A 15,741-nucleotide genomic window follows, 5' to 3' on the forward strand; every position below is an offset into this window, starting at 1 on the left:
GGCTGGAATCGGGCGAGGTCGGTCAATGCGGCGGCGTCACCGCCGATCAGCGCGCGCAGGCCTTCGCGTTCGCGCGCGGCGTCCGTGTCGTAGCGCGCGGCCTGTTCCTGCAGGCTGGCGAGGTCCTGCTCCGCGCTTTGCAGCGCATCGGCGCTGATCAAGCCATGCGCCATGCGCGATTTACGCCCGGCGATGACGTCGCGCTGCACGGCGATCAGGGCGTTCGTGTTGTCCTGGCGCGCCCACAGCATCTGCAGGCGCAGATAGCTTTGCACGACCGACGCCGCCAGCACCTGGCGGGCCTGCGCGCTTTCTGCGGCGGCCGCATTCGTCTCGCCCAGCGCGGCGGCGATGAGGGCGCGGTGCTTGCCCCACCAGTCGACGTCGTAGCTGGCGCGCAGGGACACGCTGGCGTCGTTGAACCACGCCCCGCCGATCGGCGGCGGGAAGAAGCCGTTCGACGAATAGCGCTGGCGGTTCAGGCCCGAGGCCAGGTCGACCTTGGCGCCTTCATTGGCCACTTCCGCGCCGAACGCGGCGCGCGTCGGGTTGTCGCGCAGGGCGCGGGCCACCAGGGCGTTCAGTTGCGGGTCGTGGTAGTCGAGCCACCATTGCTCGGCGGGCCAGGCGGCGGCCGGCAACTGGATCGCCGGCGCATGCTGGGCCTTGGCGAAGTCCGGGCCCGGTGCCTTGTTCGCGTCCGGCGGGACGCTGATGCAGCCGGACAGCAGCGTCAGTGCCGCGGCCGCGATGGATGAAAGTTTGAAGTGTCGCACGGTGTAGTCTTGTTGGTTATTCGAGTGCTGCATGATCCACCTGCGCCGGCGCGGCGGCGGCCTTCGGTGGGCGGATCAGCAGCAGCATCGGGATCACGGCCATGGTCAGCAGCATCATCAGCCAGTAGTCGTCGACGTAGGCAATCATCGACGCCTGGCGCGTGATCTCGTTGTTGATGAGGGCAGGGCCGGCCTGCGTGGCCATGTCGTAAAGGCTCGTCGGATCGTGCACGGCGGGATTCGCCGCGGTGACCTGCGTGGCCAGCGACGCGTGCGCGATCTGCGTGTTGCGCACGAGGAGGGCCTGCACGAGCGCGATGCCGATCGACGAGCCGATGTTGCGTACGAGGCTGTACAGCGCCGTGCCTTCCGCGCGCATCTGGGGCGACAGGGTCGCGAACGTGGCGGCCGACAGCGGCACGAACACGAGGCCCAGCCCGACGCCCTGGATCACGCCGGGCCACACGATGTCGGACTGGGACAGCACGAGCGTGTAATGCGTCATCTGCCACAGCGAGAACGCGGTGATCGCGAAGCCGACGCCCAGCAGCAGCCGGAAATCGACCTTGCCCGTGAGGCGCCCGACGATCATCATCGCGGCCATCGTGCCGAGGCCGGACGGCGCCGTGACGAGGCCCGCGAGCTTGGCCGGATAGCCCATCAGGCCTTGCAGCATCGTCGGCATCAGCGCGCGCGTCGCGAACAGCACCATGCCGACGATGAAGATCAGCAGCAGGCCCGTGACGTAGTTCGCGTTCTTCAGCAGGCGGAAATCGACGAACGACTGGCCGGCGGGGCGCGTCAGCGTGTGGCCGATGAAATAGGAAAACGCGAGCGTCGTCAAAATCAGTTCGACCCACGTCTCCGTCGACGCGAACCAGTCGTTCTGCTCGCCGCGGTCCAGCAGCATCTGCAGCGCGCCGATGGCGATGGACAAGGTGACGAAGCCGAACGTGTCGAAGCGGACGCGCCGGGCCGGATCGGCCGCGTGGATGTAGCGCCAGATGCCCCAGAAGGCCAGCGCGCCGATCGGCACGTTGATGAAGAAGACCCAGCGCCAGCTGTAGCTGTCCGTCAGCCAGCCGCCCAGCGTCGGCCCGAGGATCGGCCCGATCATCACGCCCATGCCCCACACGGCCATCGCGGAGCCGTGTTTTTCGCGCGGGTTGATGTCGAGGAGGACCGACTGCGACAACGGCACGAGCGCCGCGCCGAACACGCCCTGCAGCATGCGCGCGACGACGATTTCCGTCAGCGTCGCCGAGATCCCGCACAGCACCGAGGCAAGCGTGAAGCCGGCGACGGAGACGAGGAACACCTTCTTCAGGCCGAAACGGTCGACGAGCCAGCCGTTCAGCGGCGTCGCGATGGCGGCGGCCACGATGAACGACGTCAGTACCCACGTGATCTGGTCCTGCGACGCCGACAGCGATCCCTGCATGTGCGGCAGCGCCACGTTGGCGATGGTGCCGTCCAGTGCCTGGATGATCGTCGCCAGCATGATCGAGATCGTGATCATGGTGCGGTTGATGGGCGCCGCTGTCGTCACAGGCCGTCCTCGAGGCGCTTCCTGAGGGTTTCCAGCAGGACGGTCGCGGCGGCCAGTGCGTCGCGGTCGAGGCCGGCCAGCAGGTCGGCGCGGAACGGCTGCGCTTCCGCGAGCACTTCGGCGTAGACGGTCTTGCCGGTGTCGGTCAGCTGCACGAGTTTGACGCGACGGTCGGTGGGCGAGGGCGCGCGCGTGACGAAACCGTCGCGCTCCAGGCGGTCGAGCATGGACACCATCGACGGCCCCTCGACGCCGACCAGGTCGGCCAGCGCCCGCTGCGACATCGGCGCGCCCGACTTGGCGATCATCGCGATCGTCATCCAGCCGGACTGGCCGATGCCCAGGTGCTTGAGGCGCTTGTCCAGCGCGAGCCGCCACAGGCGCGCGCTCGTGTGCAGGGCCGCCGAGAAGCGTTCCTCGATCGACTCAGGTAGTTTGCTCATCATTAGCCATAAAATAGATAGGAACCTATCGATTTTATGCTGCGCAACCGAACTGCGCAAGTGACAACGCCGGGGTCAGCTCCCCCGCTTCCGGAAATTGCACAGAATCGGGGTCAGACCCCGGTCTGTCGAAAATTCGGGGTCAGAGCACTTTGGAGATCAATTGCTCTCGAAGCATTAAAGTCGTCTTTACCGGTAAATCGCCATGCTGGCGGCAGCACCTTGTGCCCCGGCAGTTGGGTACATGGCCGACGAGCCATTTCTTGAAAAAGTGCTCTGACCCCGAATTTCCAGAAAAATGTGCTCTGACCCCGAATTTTTCTGACCCCGAATTTTTGCAGGGCGGTCAGATGGGCGATTCGGCCTTGTCCAAGGTGAACACGGCGTGCACGTCGCCGGCCACGACGCCGCGCGCGTTCCTGATGGGCGGTGCGCGGTACTGCTCGAGATGCCTGCGGCGCGTGTCGTCCAGCAGGCCCAGTTGATCGAGCACGGCGAACGTGGCCGGATGCAGCGCTCGTACGGCGCCATCGGCCACCTTGATCGCGATGCCGATGCCGGCCGAGCGGATGCCGATGGCCTGCACCGCGTCCGCGCCGATCTTCGCGACCCAGTCGCCCCCGCCGGCCTGCATCCACGCGAGGTCGGTGCGCGCGTCGCCCGACACCATGTCGGGATGCGCCGTCATCGCGTCGAACAGGTCACCCAGCGCGGCGCCGAGGCGCGCGTCCGCGCTGCCTTGCGCGAGGCGCGCGTACAGGTGCGCGAGGCGTGCCAGCGGCATCGCGTAGTTCGGCGCCGAGCAGCCGTCGATGCCCGTCGGGAGCGTGTCTTCCGTCATCTGCACGCAGTCGGCCAGCGTACTGCGGATCGCGCGCTGCAGCGGGTGCGCGGGATCGACATAGCCTTCCGTCGGCGCGCCGTGCAGGCGGCACCAGGCGAGGAAGCCGCTGTGCTTGCCCGAGCAATTGTGGTGGACCGTGCGCCAGCGGCGTTCGGCCGGCACGGGCAGGCCGACGGCGTCGTAGTAGAGCGGCGCCGCGCAGCCGCAGGCGAGGTGGCTTTCGTCCAGGCCGATCTTGTCGAGGATGGACGTCACGCCCACCAGGTGCTTTTCTTCGCCCGAGTGGCTGGCGCACAGCAGGGCCAGCTCGGCACGCGTGAGACCGAAGCGCGCGGGGCCGTCGTCGAGCACGAAGGGCAGGGCCTGGAACGGCTTCAGCGCGGAACGGGTGAAGGTCATGAAGTCGGGATCGCCCGCCGACCACAGCAGGCGGCCGGCGACGTCGACGACGGCGATCGAACCGTAATGGATGTTCTCGACCGCGTAGCCGCCGGCGAGCTCGCCGTCGGGCGGATAGCCACGCGTGGTGGCGACCAAAGGCACTGGATGCATCGGTTCGCTCCTTCGTCTGGATGGGCTGTTCGAAGCCGACACTGTAACGGATTCCGGCCGCCCGGGGAGCGCAAACGCGGCCCGGAACGATGCCAAAAACTATATGCATCCGCAGCATTTCGGTCCGGTTTTTCGACAGTTCATCCCTCCATTTCGACGCTTTGGCGTCTCCCCGATGACGCCTCAATCCGCCTTTCCTACACTGTCATCACTCGCCGCACATTAACGACGCGGCGATACGAAAAACGGTGGACCGTTAGAGCATCCGACGATTCTTTTGAAATCGTGCTCATGGTCCGTAATACATATCGAAAATTAATCTCGGAGCAATCATGCGTATCGTACAAGCCCTGGTCTTCACCGCCGCCGCCACCCTGTCCCTGGGCGCCTTCGCCGACCCGTCCATCGCGCCGTCCTCGGCCACCGCCAGCGCCGTCACGATGTCGTCGTCGACGCACACCGCCTACCGCCTGACCCAGGATGAAGCCGAACACATGCGCGGTTCGTTCCGCCTCACCGACGGCCGCACGATCACGGTCACCAACCGGATGAACAAGCTGTTCGTCGACCTGGACGGCAAGCGCGAGGAAATGGTGCCGGTCGCTCCGAAGAAATTCGTCACGCGCGACACGGGTGCCGAGATCGCCTTCAACCAGGTGCCGTTCGCCGACGAGGTCGTCGTCAACCAGGCCGCGCGCTGATGCGCGGCGCCGAACACGGCCGGCCTGGCCGATGCGGACCGGGCCGGCGCATGTCAACCGCGGGTCAGATCGGCGCGCCGAAGCGCCCGGCCTGGTAATCGATGATCGCCTGCTGGATTTCTTCGCGCGTGTTCATCACGAACGGCCCGTGCGCCACGACGGGTTCGCGGATCGGAAAGGCGTGACCGAGCAGCAGCACGCTGTCGTGGTCGGCCAGGATGTCCAGTTCATCGCCCTCCGCATCGAACTCCGCAAGGTGCATTGCGCTGACCGTTTCCGGCACCCCCTGGATCACGCCGCGCAGGACGTACAGGAACACGTTGCGGTCGAGTAGTCCATCCACGTGCAGGCGCGCACCCGCCTTCATCTCCACCGTGCACAGCGACACATCCGTCAGCGATGTGATCGGCCCCGTCACGCCGCCATACGTGCCCGACACGAGGTGCACGCGCACGCCATCGCCCTTGTCCACGACGGGAATCTCGTCGCGCTGCAGCCCGATGTAGCGGGGCGCCGTCATCTTCAGCGCGGGCGGCAGGTTGACCCACAATTGCAGGATCTCGAGCGGCCCGCCGCGTTCCATGAACTCGCGCGGCGACACTTCCGCATGCACGATGCCGCGGCCGGCCGTCATCCATTGCACGCCGCCGGGACCGATCACGCTTTCATGGCCCGCGCTGTCGCGGTGCGCGAGCAGGCCGTCGAGGATGAACGTCACCGTCTCGAAGCCGCGGTGCGGATGCGGGCCGAACGGCAGGCCGCGGTTATGCGGCGGATAGACCTGCGGGCCGTGATGGTTGAGGAACAGGAAGGGATCGACCTGGTCGAGATGCGGACCCGGCACGGGGCGCTGGGTGATGAGGTCGCCGATGTCGTCGCGCAGCGCGGGGTGCACGCGCCGGATGATCTTGTGGGTCATGTTCGTTTTCGTTTGAATGTGCAGCGCCTACGATAACCGATTGCGCGCGGAGGAGTCGCCAGCAATCTTTACGCATCCCTGCTATGCTCGTTTCCCCCTTTCACTTCTGGAGATGGAGACAATGCATACGAAGACCAGCGCACGCAACCTGGCCGTGGCCATCAGCCTCGCCTGGGCAGCAAGCGCGACGGGCGCACCCGCCCAGGCCGTGCCCGGCGACACGGCGATCAAGGCGGCCAAACATGCCGTCACGGCATACCGCGACGACGTCGTCGACACGTTGGCCAAACTGGTCAGCTACAACACGGTCGCGGACAAGGACATCCCGTGCGACCGCAACCCGCGCCACCAGGCGTTCAAGGACGCCCTGAAACAGGAAGCGACGCGCCTGGGCCTGGACTATGCGGACTACGGCTGCGTGGCCATCGTCGGCCTGGGCAAGGGCGCTGAGCGCGTGGGCCTCGTCGCGCATGGCGACGTGCAGCCCGTCGACGCGAGCAAGTGGAAGAAGTCGCCGTTCGAGCTGGACCGCACGAGCGAGCCGGGCCGCCTGCTGGCGCGCGGCGCCGAGGACGACAAGGGCCCGATCGCCACCGCGCTGTACGCGATGAAGTCGCTGAAGGACCTGCAGGTGCCGCTGTCCAGGCGTATCGAACTGTACGTGTACATGGCCGAGGAATCGGACTGGGGGCCGCTGGAAGAATTCATCAAGACGCACCCGCTGCCGCAGATGAACATCACGCTCGATGCGGAGTATCCGGCCGTGTCGGCGGAGAAGGGCTATGGCACGCTGGCCGTGACGATGCCGGCCACCACGGCCGCGCCGCCGGCGGGCAGCCCGTTCGTCAAGGCCTTCAAGGGCGGCTTCTTCGGCAGCCAGATTCCGGAAGATGCGCAGGCCACGATCGCCAACGCGACGCCGGCACTGGAAGCGCAGATCCGCGCGCGCGCCGGCAAGCAGACGGGCATGCACTACCGGTTCGAGCGCAAGGACGGCGACCTGCTCGTCGTCGCGAAGGGCCTGTCGGCGCACTCGTCGAAACCGGAAGACGGCGTCAACGCGATCAGCATGCTGGCCGACGCGCTCGCCGTGCAGGCATGGCCGGACACGACGGCAGGCGCGCTGGTGAATTTCCTCAACGAGATGGTGGGCACCGGCTACTACGGCGAGAAGTTCGGCAGCATCGCCTACCGCGACGCATTCATGGGCCCGATGACGTTCGCGCCGACCGTGATCCGCCAGCAGGATGGCGGCGCGCCGTTTGGTGGCCTTGAAGTCGCGATCAACATCAGAAGGCCGCAAGGCAAGACGACCGAACAGCTGACCAACGAGATCAACGCCGCGCTCGCGCAGTGGCAGGGCACGCACGTGCAGCTGGCGAAGGTGAGCATGCAGATCGGCGAACCATGGGTGCAGAAGGATGCGCCGCAACTGCCGGTGCTGATGAAGACGTTCGCGTACTTCACGGGCAGCAAGGATCCGAAGCCGGTCGCGATCGGCGGCGGCACGAATTCGCGCCTGTTCCCGCACGCAGTCAGCTTCGGCCCGGCAATGCCGGGCACGGTCTACACGGGCCATTCGGAGCATGAGTTCATCACCACGAAGCAGCTCCTGCTGAACCTGCAGATGTACACGGCCGTGCTCGCCGAGCTCGCGAAATAAATGTCGCAATGCAGCGCCGCCGGGTCCGTTTCCGGGGGCGCTTCACGATTTTGGACGCCCGGCAGTCATGTAGGTCGGCTTCTCGCCAAAATGTGTAAATCCTTCCAAAAGTTTTGTAGGTTTAGGCCTACATGAGCATGGTCTTCATAGGGGATAAATACCCGTTTCCCTAGGAGAGACAGCAGGCCGGGCCACGGCCGCCCGACCGGCCTCCCTGTGCCCCGTTGATTGTCGGAAAAGCTAGAGGTGGCCCCGAGAAAATGTGGCGAAAACGCCATGATAGGATCAGACCTGACGTAGCAATGCCTGACCTGTCGATGCCATGCACAGCCAAGAACTGATCAAACCTGACGGAAGACACCTGACGTTGTACAGCAGCCGGCCCATCCCGGACGGCATCGTCGCGACCAGTCCCTTCGCCGAATCGCAACACGCCAACCCGCACCTGCGCTGGCATCCGCTGCGCGGCGAATGGGTCGCGTATGCAGCGTTCCGCCAGAACCGCACGTATCAGCCGCCCCCGCAGTACAACCCGCTGGCCCCCACGCGCGATCCCGAACACCCGACCGAGATGCCGGCGGGCGACTACGAGATCGCCGTGTTCGACAACCGCTTTCCGTCGCTCGCGCTGGACGCGCACGAGCCGCCGACGCTCACCGTGCCGACCGCGCCCGCCAACGGCAAGTGCGAAGTCGTCGTGTTCACGCAGGACCCACAGGCGGCCCTGGGCCGGCTGCCGCTGGCGCGCATCGAACTGCTGCTGGAAGTGTGGGGCGACCGCACGCGCAGGATCGGTGGCCGGCACCACATCCAGTACGTGCTGCCGTTCGAGAACCGCGGCGTGGAAGTGGGCGTCACGTTGCACCACCCGCACGGCCAGATCTACGCGTACCCGTTCATCCCGCCCGTGCCCGCGCGCCAGCTCGCACAGGAACGCGAGTACTACCTGCAGCACGGCACGAGCCTGTTGTGCGACATGGCGCGCGACGAGGCGGCCGACGAGAAGCGCGTCGTGTACCGCGACGACGAGGCGATCGCCTTCGTGCCGGCCTGCGCGCGCTATCCGTACGAGGTGTGGGTGATGCCGACCGCGCCATGCAAGGATTTCGCGGCCTTGAGCCCCGCGCAGCGTACGAGCCTGGCGCGCGCGCTGAAGACGGTGCTGCTCAAGTTCGACACGCTGTGGGAGCGCCCGTTCCCGTACCTGATGACGTGGTACCAGGCGCCGACGGATGGCGCGGATCACCCCGAGACGCAGCTGCACTGCCAGTTCTATCCGCCGTACCGCACGCGCGACCGGCTGAAATACCTGGCCGGCACGGAGATCGGCGCCGGCATGTTCGCGATGGACGTGCTGCCCGAGACCACGGCGTACGAATTGCAGCAGGTCGAGGTGCGGCTGGAGGGTGAAGCATGAGCCGCGCCGCCGAGGTCGCGGACAAGCTCGCGTTGCTGCGCGCGGCATTGGCGGAGGCAGGCGCGCAGGCGATCCGGCTGCGCGGCACCGACTGGTTCGCGTGGGCGACGGCGGGCGGAGATTCGTCCGTGCTGCTGGCCGCCGATTGCGGCGTGGCCGAGGTGCTCGTCACGCGCGACGACGCCGTGATCCTGACGGACGCCATCGAAGCCGAGCGCCTCCGCGTGGAACAGGTTCCGCCGGGCTTCACATTCCACATCGCGCCGTGGGCCGAGACGGAGCTGCGCGACACCTATGTGCTGGGCGTGGCGAATGGCGGCGTCGTGCTGTCCGACCATCCTCGCCACGGCAACAGTCATGCCGAACAGCCGCTGCCCGCGAGCCTGCGCCTGCGCCGCATGGTGCTGCTGCCGGCCGAACAGGAACGCTACCGCGCGCTGGGCCGCGACGCGGCCATCGCGATGGCGGAGACACTCCGTGCCGCGCGGCCCGGATGGACCGAACTCGAACTTGCGGCGGCAGGCGCACACGCCTTGTGGCGGCGCGGGATCCAGCCCGCGCTCGTGCTGGCCGCGGGCGCACGGCGGTTGCCGTTGTTCCGCCATCCCGTGCCGGCCAACGAGCCGCTGGGCGCACGCGCGATGCTCGTGTTCTGCGCGCGCCGTCACGGCCTCGTGGCGAGCCTGTCGCGTGGCGTCGCTTTCAGTCCGCTCTCCGACGACGAGCGCAATGCGCAGGCCGACCTGCTGCAGGTCGAAGCGACGGGGCTCGATGCCGTGCGTCCGGGCCAGTCGCTGGCGGCCGTCTACCACGCGCTGGAAGCCGCGTACCGCCATGTGAACCGGCCGGACGCGATCCGCGAGCACCACCAGGGCGGCATCACGGGTTACCAGGCGCGCGAGATCGTCGCGAGTCCGAGCACCGCGACCGGGATCGAGACGGGCATGGCGTTCGCGTTCAACCCGAGCTTCGCCGGTATGAAGATGGAAGACACGTTCCTGCTCGGCCCGAATGGGCTGGACAACGTGACGCTGGATCCGGACTGGCCGGCGACGACAATCCAGGGCCGTGCGCGCCCTGTCTGGCTGGAGGTGACATGACATGAACAATCCCGAGACCTTCTTCGGCGGCGCTCCGGAAGCGTTCGCATCGGCCCCCGGCCGCGTCAACCTGCTGGGCGAGCACACGGACTACAACGACGGCTACATGCTGCCCGTGGCGACCCCGCAGGCTACCCTCATCGCCCTCGCGCGCAGCCACGACGACCAGCACCACCTGTACTCCGGCACCCTGGACGGCAACGTCACGTTCGCGGCAAAAGGGGGCAGCGCGCCGCAGGGCTTCGGCAGCTATATCGAAGGCTGCATCCGCCTCGTGGAAGCGACGGGCGTCACCGTGCCGCCGCTGCGCGTGTTCGTCACCACGAACCTGCCCGTCGGCTCGGGCCTGTCGTCGTCCGCGGCGCTCGAAGTGGCGATGCTGCGCGCCATGCGCAACCTGCTCGGGTTCTCCCTCGACGACGTGAAACTGGCGCAGATCGCGCAGCGCGCCGAGATCGAGTTCGCGCGCGTCAACTGCGGCATCATGGACCAGATGGCGTCGAGCCTGTGCGACGAACGCAGCATGCTGTTCATCGATGCGCGCACGCTGGAACACCATCTCGTGCCCCTGCCGGAAGGCGCGGAGCTGATCGTCGTCGACTCCGGCGTGCCGCGCACGCTCGCGGCCAGCAAGTACAACGAACGCCGCGCCGAATGCGAAGAGGCGTCGCGCAAGCTGGGCGTGAAGGCGCTGCGCGACGTGACCGACCCGGCGGCCGTGGAGTCGCTGCCCGAGCCGCTGCGCCGGCGCGCGCGCCACGTCGTGCTGGAAGACCTGCGCGTGCTGGAAGCGGCGAAGGGCGTGCCGGCCGAACGCTTCGGCGAACTGATGAACGCGTCGCACGAGAGCCTGCGCGACGACTACGAGGTTTCGATTCCCGAGCTCGACCAGCTGGTGGCCGCGTTGCGTGCCGCCCCGGGTGTGCTCGGAGCACGCTTGACCGGCGCGGGATTCGGCGGTGCCTGCGTCGCACTATGCCGCGCCGAAGGTAAAGAAAATTCGGCACGACAGGCAGCGGAAACTGCACTCTCCACCTACAACAAAGCAGGACGTCAGGGTCGTATCCTGATCCCGGTCCCGACTCAAGGAAAGGAAAACAATGAGCCAGTTTGAGTATCCCCGCCCGCAGCTGGTCCGCGACAATTGGATCAATCTGAACGGTAAATGGCGCTTCCGTTTCGACGATGAGCTGGTCAACAAGATGCCGGCCGGCGTGACCGGCTGGACCCACGAGATCAACGTGCCGTTCGCACCCGAGACGGAGATGTCCGGCATCCAGGACACCGGCTTCCACCGCTTTTGCTGGTACGAGCGCGACTTCGAGCTGATGCCGTCCGAGGAGCGCGTGATCCTGCACTTCGGCGCCGTCGATTATTTTTCCCGCGTGTGGGTCAACGGCCAGCTCGTGGCCGAGCACGAAGGCGGCCACACGCCGTTCAGTGCCGACATCACGTCCGCGCTGAACGGCAACGGCAGGCAGACCGTGACCGTGTTCGTCGAGGACGATCCGGCCGACCTCGCCAAGCCCCGCGGCAAGCAGGACTGGCTGCTGGAACCGCACTCGATCTGGTATCCGCGCACGACCGGCATCTGGCAGACCGTGTGGATCGAGAAGGTGGCGCGCACCTTCATCCGTTCGCTGCGCTGGACGCCGATCTTCGAGACGTTCGAGATCGGCTGCGAAGTGTTTGCCGGCGGCGACATCCAGGAAGACATGTTCGTCGAGGTCAAGATCTGGCACGGCGAACAGCTGCTCGCGGACGACAATTACAAGCTGCTGCAGGGCGAGGCGAACCGCAAGATCGCGCTGTCCGACCCCGGCATCGACGATTCCCGCAACGAGCTGCTGTGGAGCCCGGAGCGGCCCACCTTGCTGGACGCGGAGGTGATCCTGCGCTGCGGCGACAAGGTCGTCGACACGGTCAGGTCGTACACGGCGCTGCGCGCGTTCCACATCAACCGCGACCGCCTGCTGCTGAACGGCCGCCCGTATCCCTTGCGCCTCGTGCTGGACCAGGGCTACTGGACCGAATCGTTCCTGACGGCGCCGTCCGACGAGCATTTGAAACGCGACGTCGAACTGGCCAAGCTGATGGGCTTCAACGGCGTGCGCAAGCACCAGAAGATCGAAGACCCGCGCTACCTGTACTGGGCCGACAGGCTGGGCCTGCTCGTGTGGGAAGAGATGCCATCGGCCTACCGGTTCTCGCCGCGCGCGATCACGCGCATCGTCAAGGAATGGACGGAAGCGATCGAGCGCGACTACAGCCACCCGTGCATCATCGTGTGGGTGCCGTTCAACGAATCCTGGGGCGTGCCGAACCTGACGCTGACCCAGGCGCACCGCAACGCGGTCGAGGCGCTGTACCACCTGACGCGCACCCTCGACGCGACCCGCCCGGTGATCGGCAACGACGGCTGGGAAGCCTCGGCCACCGACATCCTGGGCATCCATGACTACGACTGCAATCCGGACAAGGTGAAGACGCGCTACGAGGTTTCCGACCCCGTGCGCACGCTGTTCGACCAGCGCCGCCCCGGCGGCCGCATCCTCACCCTGGACGGCTTCCCGCACCGCGGCCAGCCCATCGTGCTTACCGAATTCGGCGGCATCGCATTCGATCCGAACGCGACGCCCGAGGACGGCACGTGGGGCTATACCCGTGCCCATACGGCCGAGAGTTATCACGCGCTGTACCGAGATCTGCTGAAGGTGGTCAACGAGACCTTCATGTTCAGCGGCTTCTGCTATACCCAGTTCGCCGACACGTTCCAGGAAGCGAACGGCCTGCTCAACGCGGACCGTACACCCAAGCTGCCGTTCGAGTTGATCAGCGCGGCAACGCGCAACGTCGCCCTCGAACCCAAGGACGTGGAAGAGGAGGGAGACAAGCCGGGCTGACGCAGGCGCCGCCCGGCGCGCTCCGAACCCCGACGCGAGCACGGCACCCTTTGGGCGCCCGCCCCATCGCAGCGCGGCCACGGTTGATCAGCTCACCCTTGGCCGCGCTGTGGACGGGCTCGCTCGTCCGTACCGCGCGCAGAGCGTTCGACGCCGCGCCGCGGCGCGGTCGGTCGGCCCACGCCACCGATCAATTGAACGCCCCGCGCGGGCGAGAAGGAGCCATCATGTCCACGATCGTCGTTTTCAGCCACCTGCGCTGGGATTTCGTGTTCCAGCGGCCGCAGCATTTGCTGTCGCGCCTGGCACAGCATTACCCGGTCCTGTTCGTCGAGGAACCGGTGTACGATGACGGCGCCCCGTTCATGGAACGATCCAGCCCCGCTCCGAACGTGACCGTGTGCCGCGCGCACACCCCGATCCACGCCAACGGTTTCCACGACGAACAGCTGCGGCTGCTCCAGCCCATGGTCGCGCAGTTGGCACCGCCAGGAGACGAGGTCGTCGCGTGGTTCTACACGCCGATGGCCCTGCCGCTGCTGCAATCGTTGCGGCCCGCGCTCGTCGTGTACGACTGCATGGATGAACTGGCCTCGTTCCGCAATCCTCCGAAGCAATTGCTGCAGCGTGAAAGCGCGCTGCTCTCCATCGCCGACCTCGTGTTCGCCGGCGGCCCCAGCCTGTACGAGGCCAAGCGCCACCGCCACCCGAACGTCCACTGCTTTTCCAGCAGCGTCGACGTCGTGCACTTCCAGCAGGCGCTGGACCGCACGCGCACGCATCCTCAGCAGGACGCCATCCCGCACCCGCGCCTCGGCTTCTACGGCGTGCTGGACGAGCGCTTCGACCCGGACCTCGCCGGCGTCGTCGCCGACGCGCACCCCGAGTGGCAGATCGTGCTGGCCGGACCGGTCGTCAAGATCGATCCGGAGCGTCTTCCACGCCGCCCCAACATCCACTACCTGGGCCAGCAGCCGTACGCCGCGTTACCCGACCTGCTGGCGGGCTGGGACGTGTGCCTGATGCCGTTCGCCATCAACGAGGCGACCAGGTTCATCAGCCCCACCAAGGTGCTCGAATACATGGCGGCGCAACTGCCGATCGTCAGCACGCCGATCGCCGATGTCGCCAATCCCTACGGCCACGTGGTCGCCATCGCGGACACGCCTGACGAATTCGTCGCGGCCTGCGAAGCGGCACTGGCGCAGACCTCCGAACAGCGCCGCCACATGGTCGACGCGATGCAGGCCGTCGTGGCCGCCACGTCGTGGGACAACACGGCCGCGCGCATGCGCGAGCTGATCGACACGGCGCCGCCGCACACGGACCGGCGCGCCACGCCGCGCAGGCTGGATGCGGCCGACGATCCTGCCGCCGCGTCCTTGCGCGGATCGAAAGTGAACACGCTGCGCGCGCACGAGCCGCACGTGGGCACGGTCGTCATCGGCGGCGGACCGACGGGGCTGTCGGCCGCGTACCATCTCGGCGCCGATACCTTGCTGCTGGACCGCAACGAATCCGTCGGCGGCTGGTGCCGCTCCATCGAGGACAACGGCTTCACGTTCGATCACGCGGGCCACATCATGTTCTCGAACGACCCCTACGTCCTCAAGATGTACGAGGTGCTGCTGGGCGATAACGTGCACTGGCAGAACCGCGAAGCCTGGATCTACAGCAAGGGCGTCTACACCCGCTACCCGTTCCAGGGCGCGCTGTACGGCCTGCCGCCGAAGGTTGTCACGGAATGCGTCATGGGCGCCATCGAGGCGCGCTACGAAAGCGCGGAGAGCAGGACCGCGGCCGCGCAAGCCGTCGACGACTGCTGCGCCGACGGCACGACGGACGTGTGCAATACCGATCGCTCGGTGAAAGGCGAAGTGAAGAACTTCGAACAGTTCATCTACAAGGTATGGGGCAAGGGCATCGCGAAGCACTTCGCGATCCCGTACAACCGCAAGATCTGGACGGTGCCGCTGTCCGAGATGGAGACGTCGTGGCTGGGCGGCCGCGTGCCGCTGCCGAACCTGGAAGAGATCATCCAGGGCGCGCTGGAACCGTCGCCGAAGCCGCTGGGGCCGAACGCCCGTTTCGGCTATCCGCTGAAGGGCGGCTTCCAGGCATTGATGAACGGCTTCCTGCCGCATATCAAGGGCAAGATCGAACTGAATGCCGACGTCGTGCAGGTGTTGCCGCGCGAACACATCGTCGCCCTGCGCGACGGGCGCCGCTTCCGCTACGACGACCTGATTTCCACGATGCCGCTGCCCGAGCTGATCAAGGCGATCGGCAACGAGGCGCCGGAAGAGGTGAGGGCGGCGGCAAAGGGCTTGCGCCACGTGTCGATCCGCTGCGTGAACATCGGCATCGACCGCGTCGCCACCGACAAGCACTGGATCTACTATCCGGAAGACACGATCTTCCACCGCATCTTCGTGCAGGGCAATGCGAGCCCAGGCTGCAATCCGCCGGGCGGCTTCGGCTTCACCTGCGAAATCTCGTACTCACCGTACAAACCCCTGCCAGTCGACGGCGAGGCGTTGATCGCGCGTGCCATCGAGGATTGCCGCAAGGTCGGCATGATCCAGGACGGCGACACGATCCTCGCCGCGAACCAGGTCGACATGCCGTACGCCTACGTGCTGTACGACCACGCGCGCGCCCGCAACGTCGAGACGTGCAAGGCATGGCTGAAGCAGTACGACATCACGCTCGTCGGCCGCTACAGCGAGTGGGAATACTACAATTCCGACCACGCCCTGCTGGCCGGCAAGCGCGGCGCCGACATCGTCCATGCCAAGCGTGCGCGGGCGCAGAAAGCCAGTTCGGAATAGGCGCGCGCCCGCCTGGTGCTGCCTAGTGTTGTATGGCGCCGCC

General features: G+C 66.7%; 12 protein-coding genes. 7 read left to right on the forward strand and 5 right to left on the reverse strand.

The window, feature by feature from the left end; all coding sequences use genetic code 11:
• From ACEN88_RS10095 to ACEN88_RS10110, 4 genes are all read right to left on the reverse strand, one after another.
• Positions 1-776 (reverse strand): TolC family protein (locus tag ACEN88_RS10095; RefSeq protein ID WP_413339262.1); only part of this gene is annotated, 776 nt, incomplete at its 3' end.
• A 16-nt stretch (positions 777-792) separates the two neighbouring features.
• Complete coding sequence (locus ACEN88_RS10100; RefSeq protein WP_413339281.1) at positions 793-2,295, reverse strand: MDR family MFS transporter; 1,503 nt, start codon at positions 2,293-2,295, stop codon at positions 793-795.
• A gap of 26 nt (positions 2,296-2,321) precedes the next feature.
• Positions 2,322-2,768: a MarR family winged helix-turn-helix transcriptional regulator gene (locus ACEN88_RS10105; protein WP_413339263.1), complete on the reverse strand. Its 447-nt coding sequence runs from the start codon at positions 2,766-2,768 to the stop codon at positions 2,322-2,324.
• Between the two features lie 346 nt (positions 2,769-3,114).
• Positions 3,115-4,164, reverse strand: coding sequence for an asparaginase (locus ACEN88_RS10110; RefSeq protein ID WP_413339264.1), 1,050 nt, complete (start codon positions 4,162-4,164; stop codon positions 3,115-3,117).
• 332 nt (positions 4,165-4,496) lie between these two features.
• Here ACEN88_RS10110 and ACEN88_RS10115 point away from each other — a divergent pair, with 332 nt between their 5' ends.
• Positions 4,497-4,865 (forward strand): hypothetical protein, encoded by a 369-nt coding sequence (locus ACEN88_RS10115; protein ID WP_413339266.1) that lies wholly within the window; start codon positions 4,497-4,499, stop codon positions 4,863-4,865.
• Between the two features lie 64 nt (positions 4,866-4,929).
• On the opposite strand, the gene ACEN88_RS10120 is transcribed toward ACEN88_RS10115, so the two are convergent.
• Positions 4,930-5,784: a pirin family protein gene (locus tag ACEN88_RS10120; RefSeq protein WP_413339268.1), complete on the reverse strand. Its 855-nt coding sequence runs from the start codon at positions 5,782-5,784 to the stop codon at positions 4,930-4,932.
• A 121-nt stretch (positions 5,785-5,905) separates the two neighbouring features.
• Between ACEN88_RS10120 and ACEN88_RS10125 the strand changes: the two genes are divergently transcribed.
• The 6 genes from ACEN88_RS10125 to ACEN88_RS10150 all read left to right on the forward strand — a co-directional run bounded on the left by ACEN88_RS10125 (position 5,906) and on the right by ACEN88_RS10150 (position 15,698).
• Positions 5,906-7,447 carry a dipeptidase gene (locus tag ACEN88_RS10125; RefSeq protein WP_413339270.1) on the forward strand — a complete coding sequence of 514 codons (1,542 nt, stop codon included), beginning with the start codon at positions 5,906-5,908 and terminating at the stop codon, positions 7,445-7,447.
• Positions 7,448-7,769: 322 nt separating this feature from the next.
• Entirely contained in the window at positions 7,770-8,864 is a 1,095-nt protein-coding gene (galT, locus tag ACEN88_RS10130) for a galactose-1-phosphate uridylyltransferase (protein ID WP_413339272.1), read from the forward strand.
• Positions 8,861-9,964 (forward strand): M24 family metallopeptidase, encoded by a 1,104-nt coding sequence (locus tag ACEN88_RS10135; protein WP_413339274.1) that lies wholly within the window; start codon positions 8,861-8,863, stop codon positions 9,962-9,964. The genes galT and ACEN88_RS10135 overlap by 4 nt, the downstream gene beginning before the upstream one ends.
• A 1-nt stretch (position 9,965) precedes the next feature.
• Positions 9,966-11,078 carry a galactokinase gene (gene galK, locus ACEN88_RS10140; protein ID WP_413339276.1) on the forward strand — a complete coding sequence of 371 codons (1,113 nt, stop codon included), beginning with the start codon at positions 9,966-9,968 and terminating at the stop codon, positions 11,076-11,078.
• Positions 11,065-12,867, forward strand: a complete 1,803-nt coding sequence (locus ACEN88_RS10145) for a glycoside hydrolase family 2 protein (RefSeq protein WP_413339278.1) — start codon at positions 11,065-11,067, stop codon at positions 12,865-12,867. Before galK ends, ACEN88_RS10145 begins: the two co-directional genes overlap by 14 nt.
• 227 nt (positions 12,868-13,094) lie before the next feature.
• A complete protein-coding gene (locus ACEN88_RS10150) occupies positions 13,095-15,698 on the forward strand; it encodes an NAD(P)-binding protein (protein ID WP_413339279.1) in 2,604 nt (867 codons plus the stop codon).
• The last annotated feature ends 43 nt before the right edge of the window (positions 15,699-15,741 follow it).

This window comes from Massilia sp. CT11-108 (assembly GCF_047302915.1).
Taxonomy (GTDB): domain Bacteria; phylum Pseudomonadota; class Gammaproteobacteria; order Burkholderiales; family Burkholderiaceae_D; genus Telluria; species Telluria orientalis.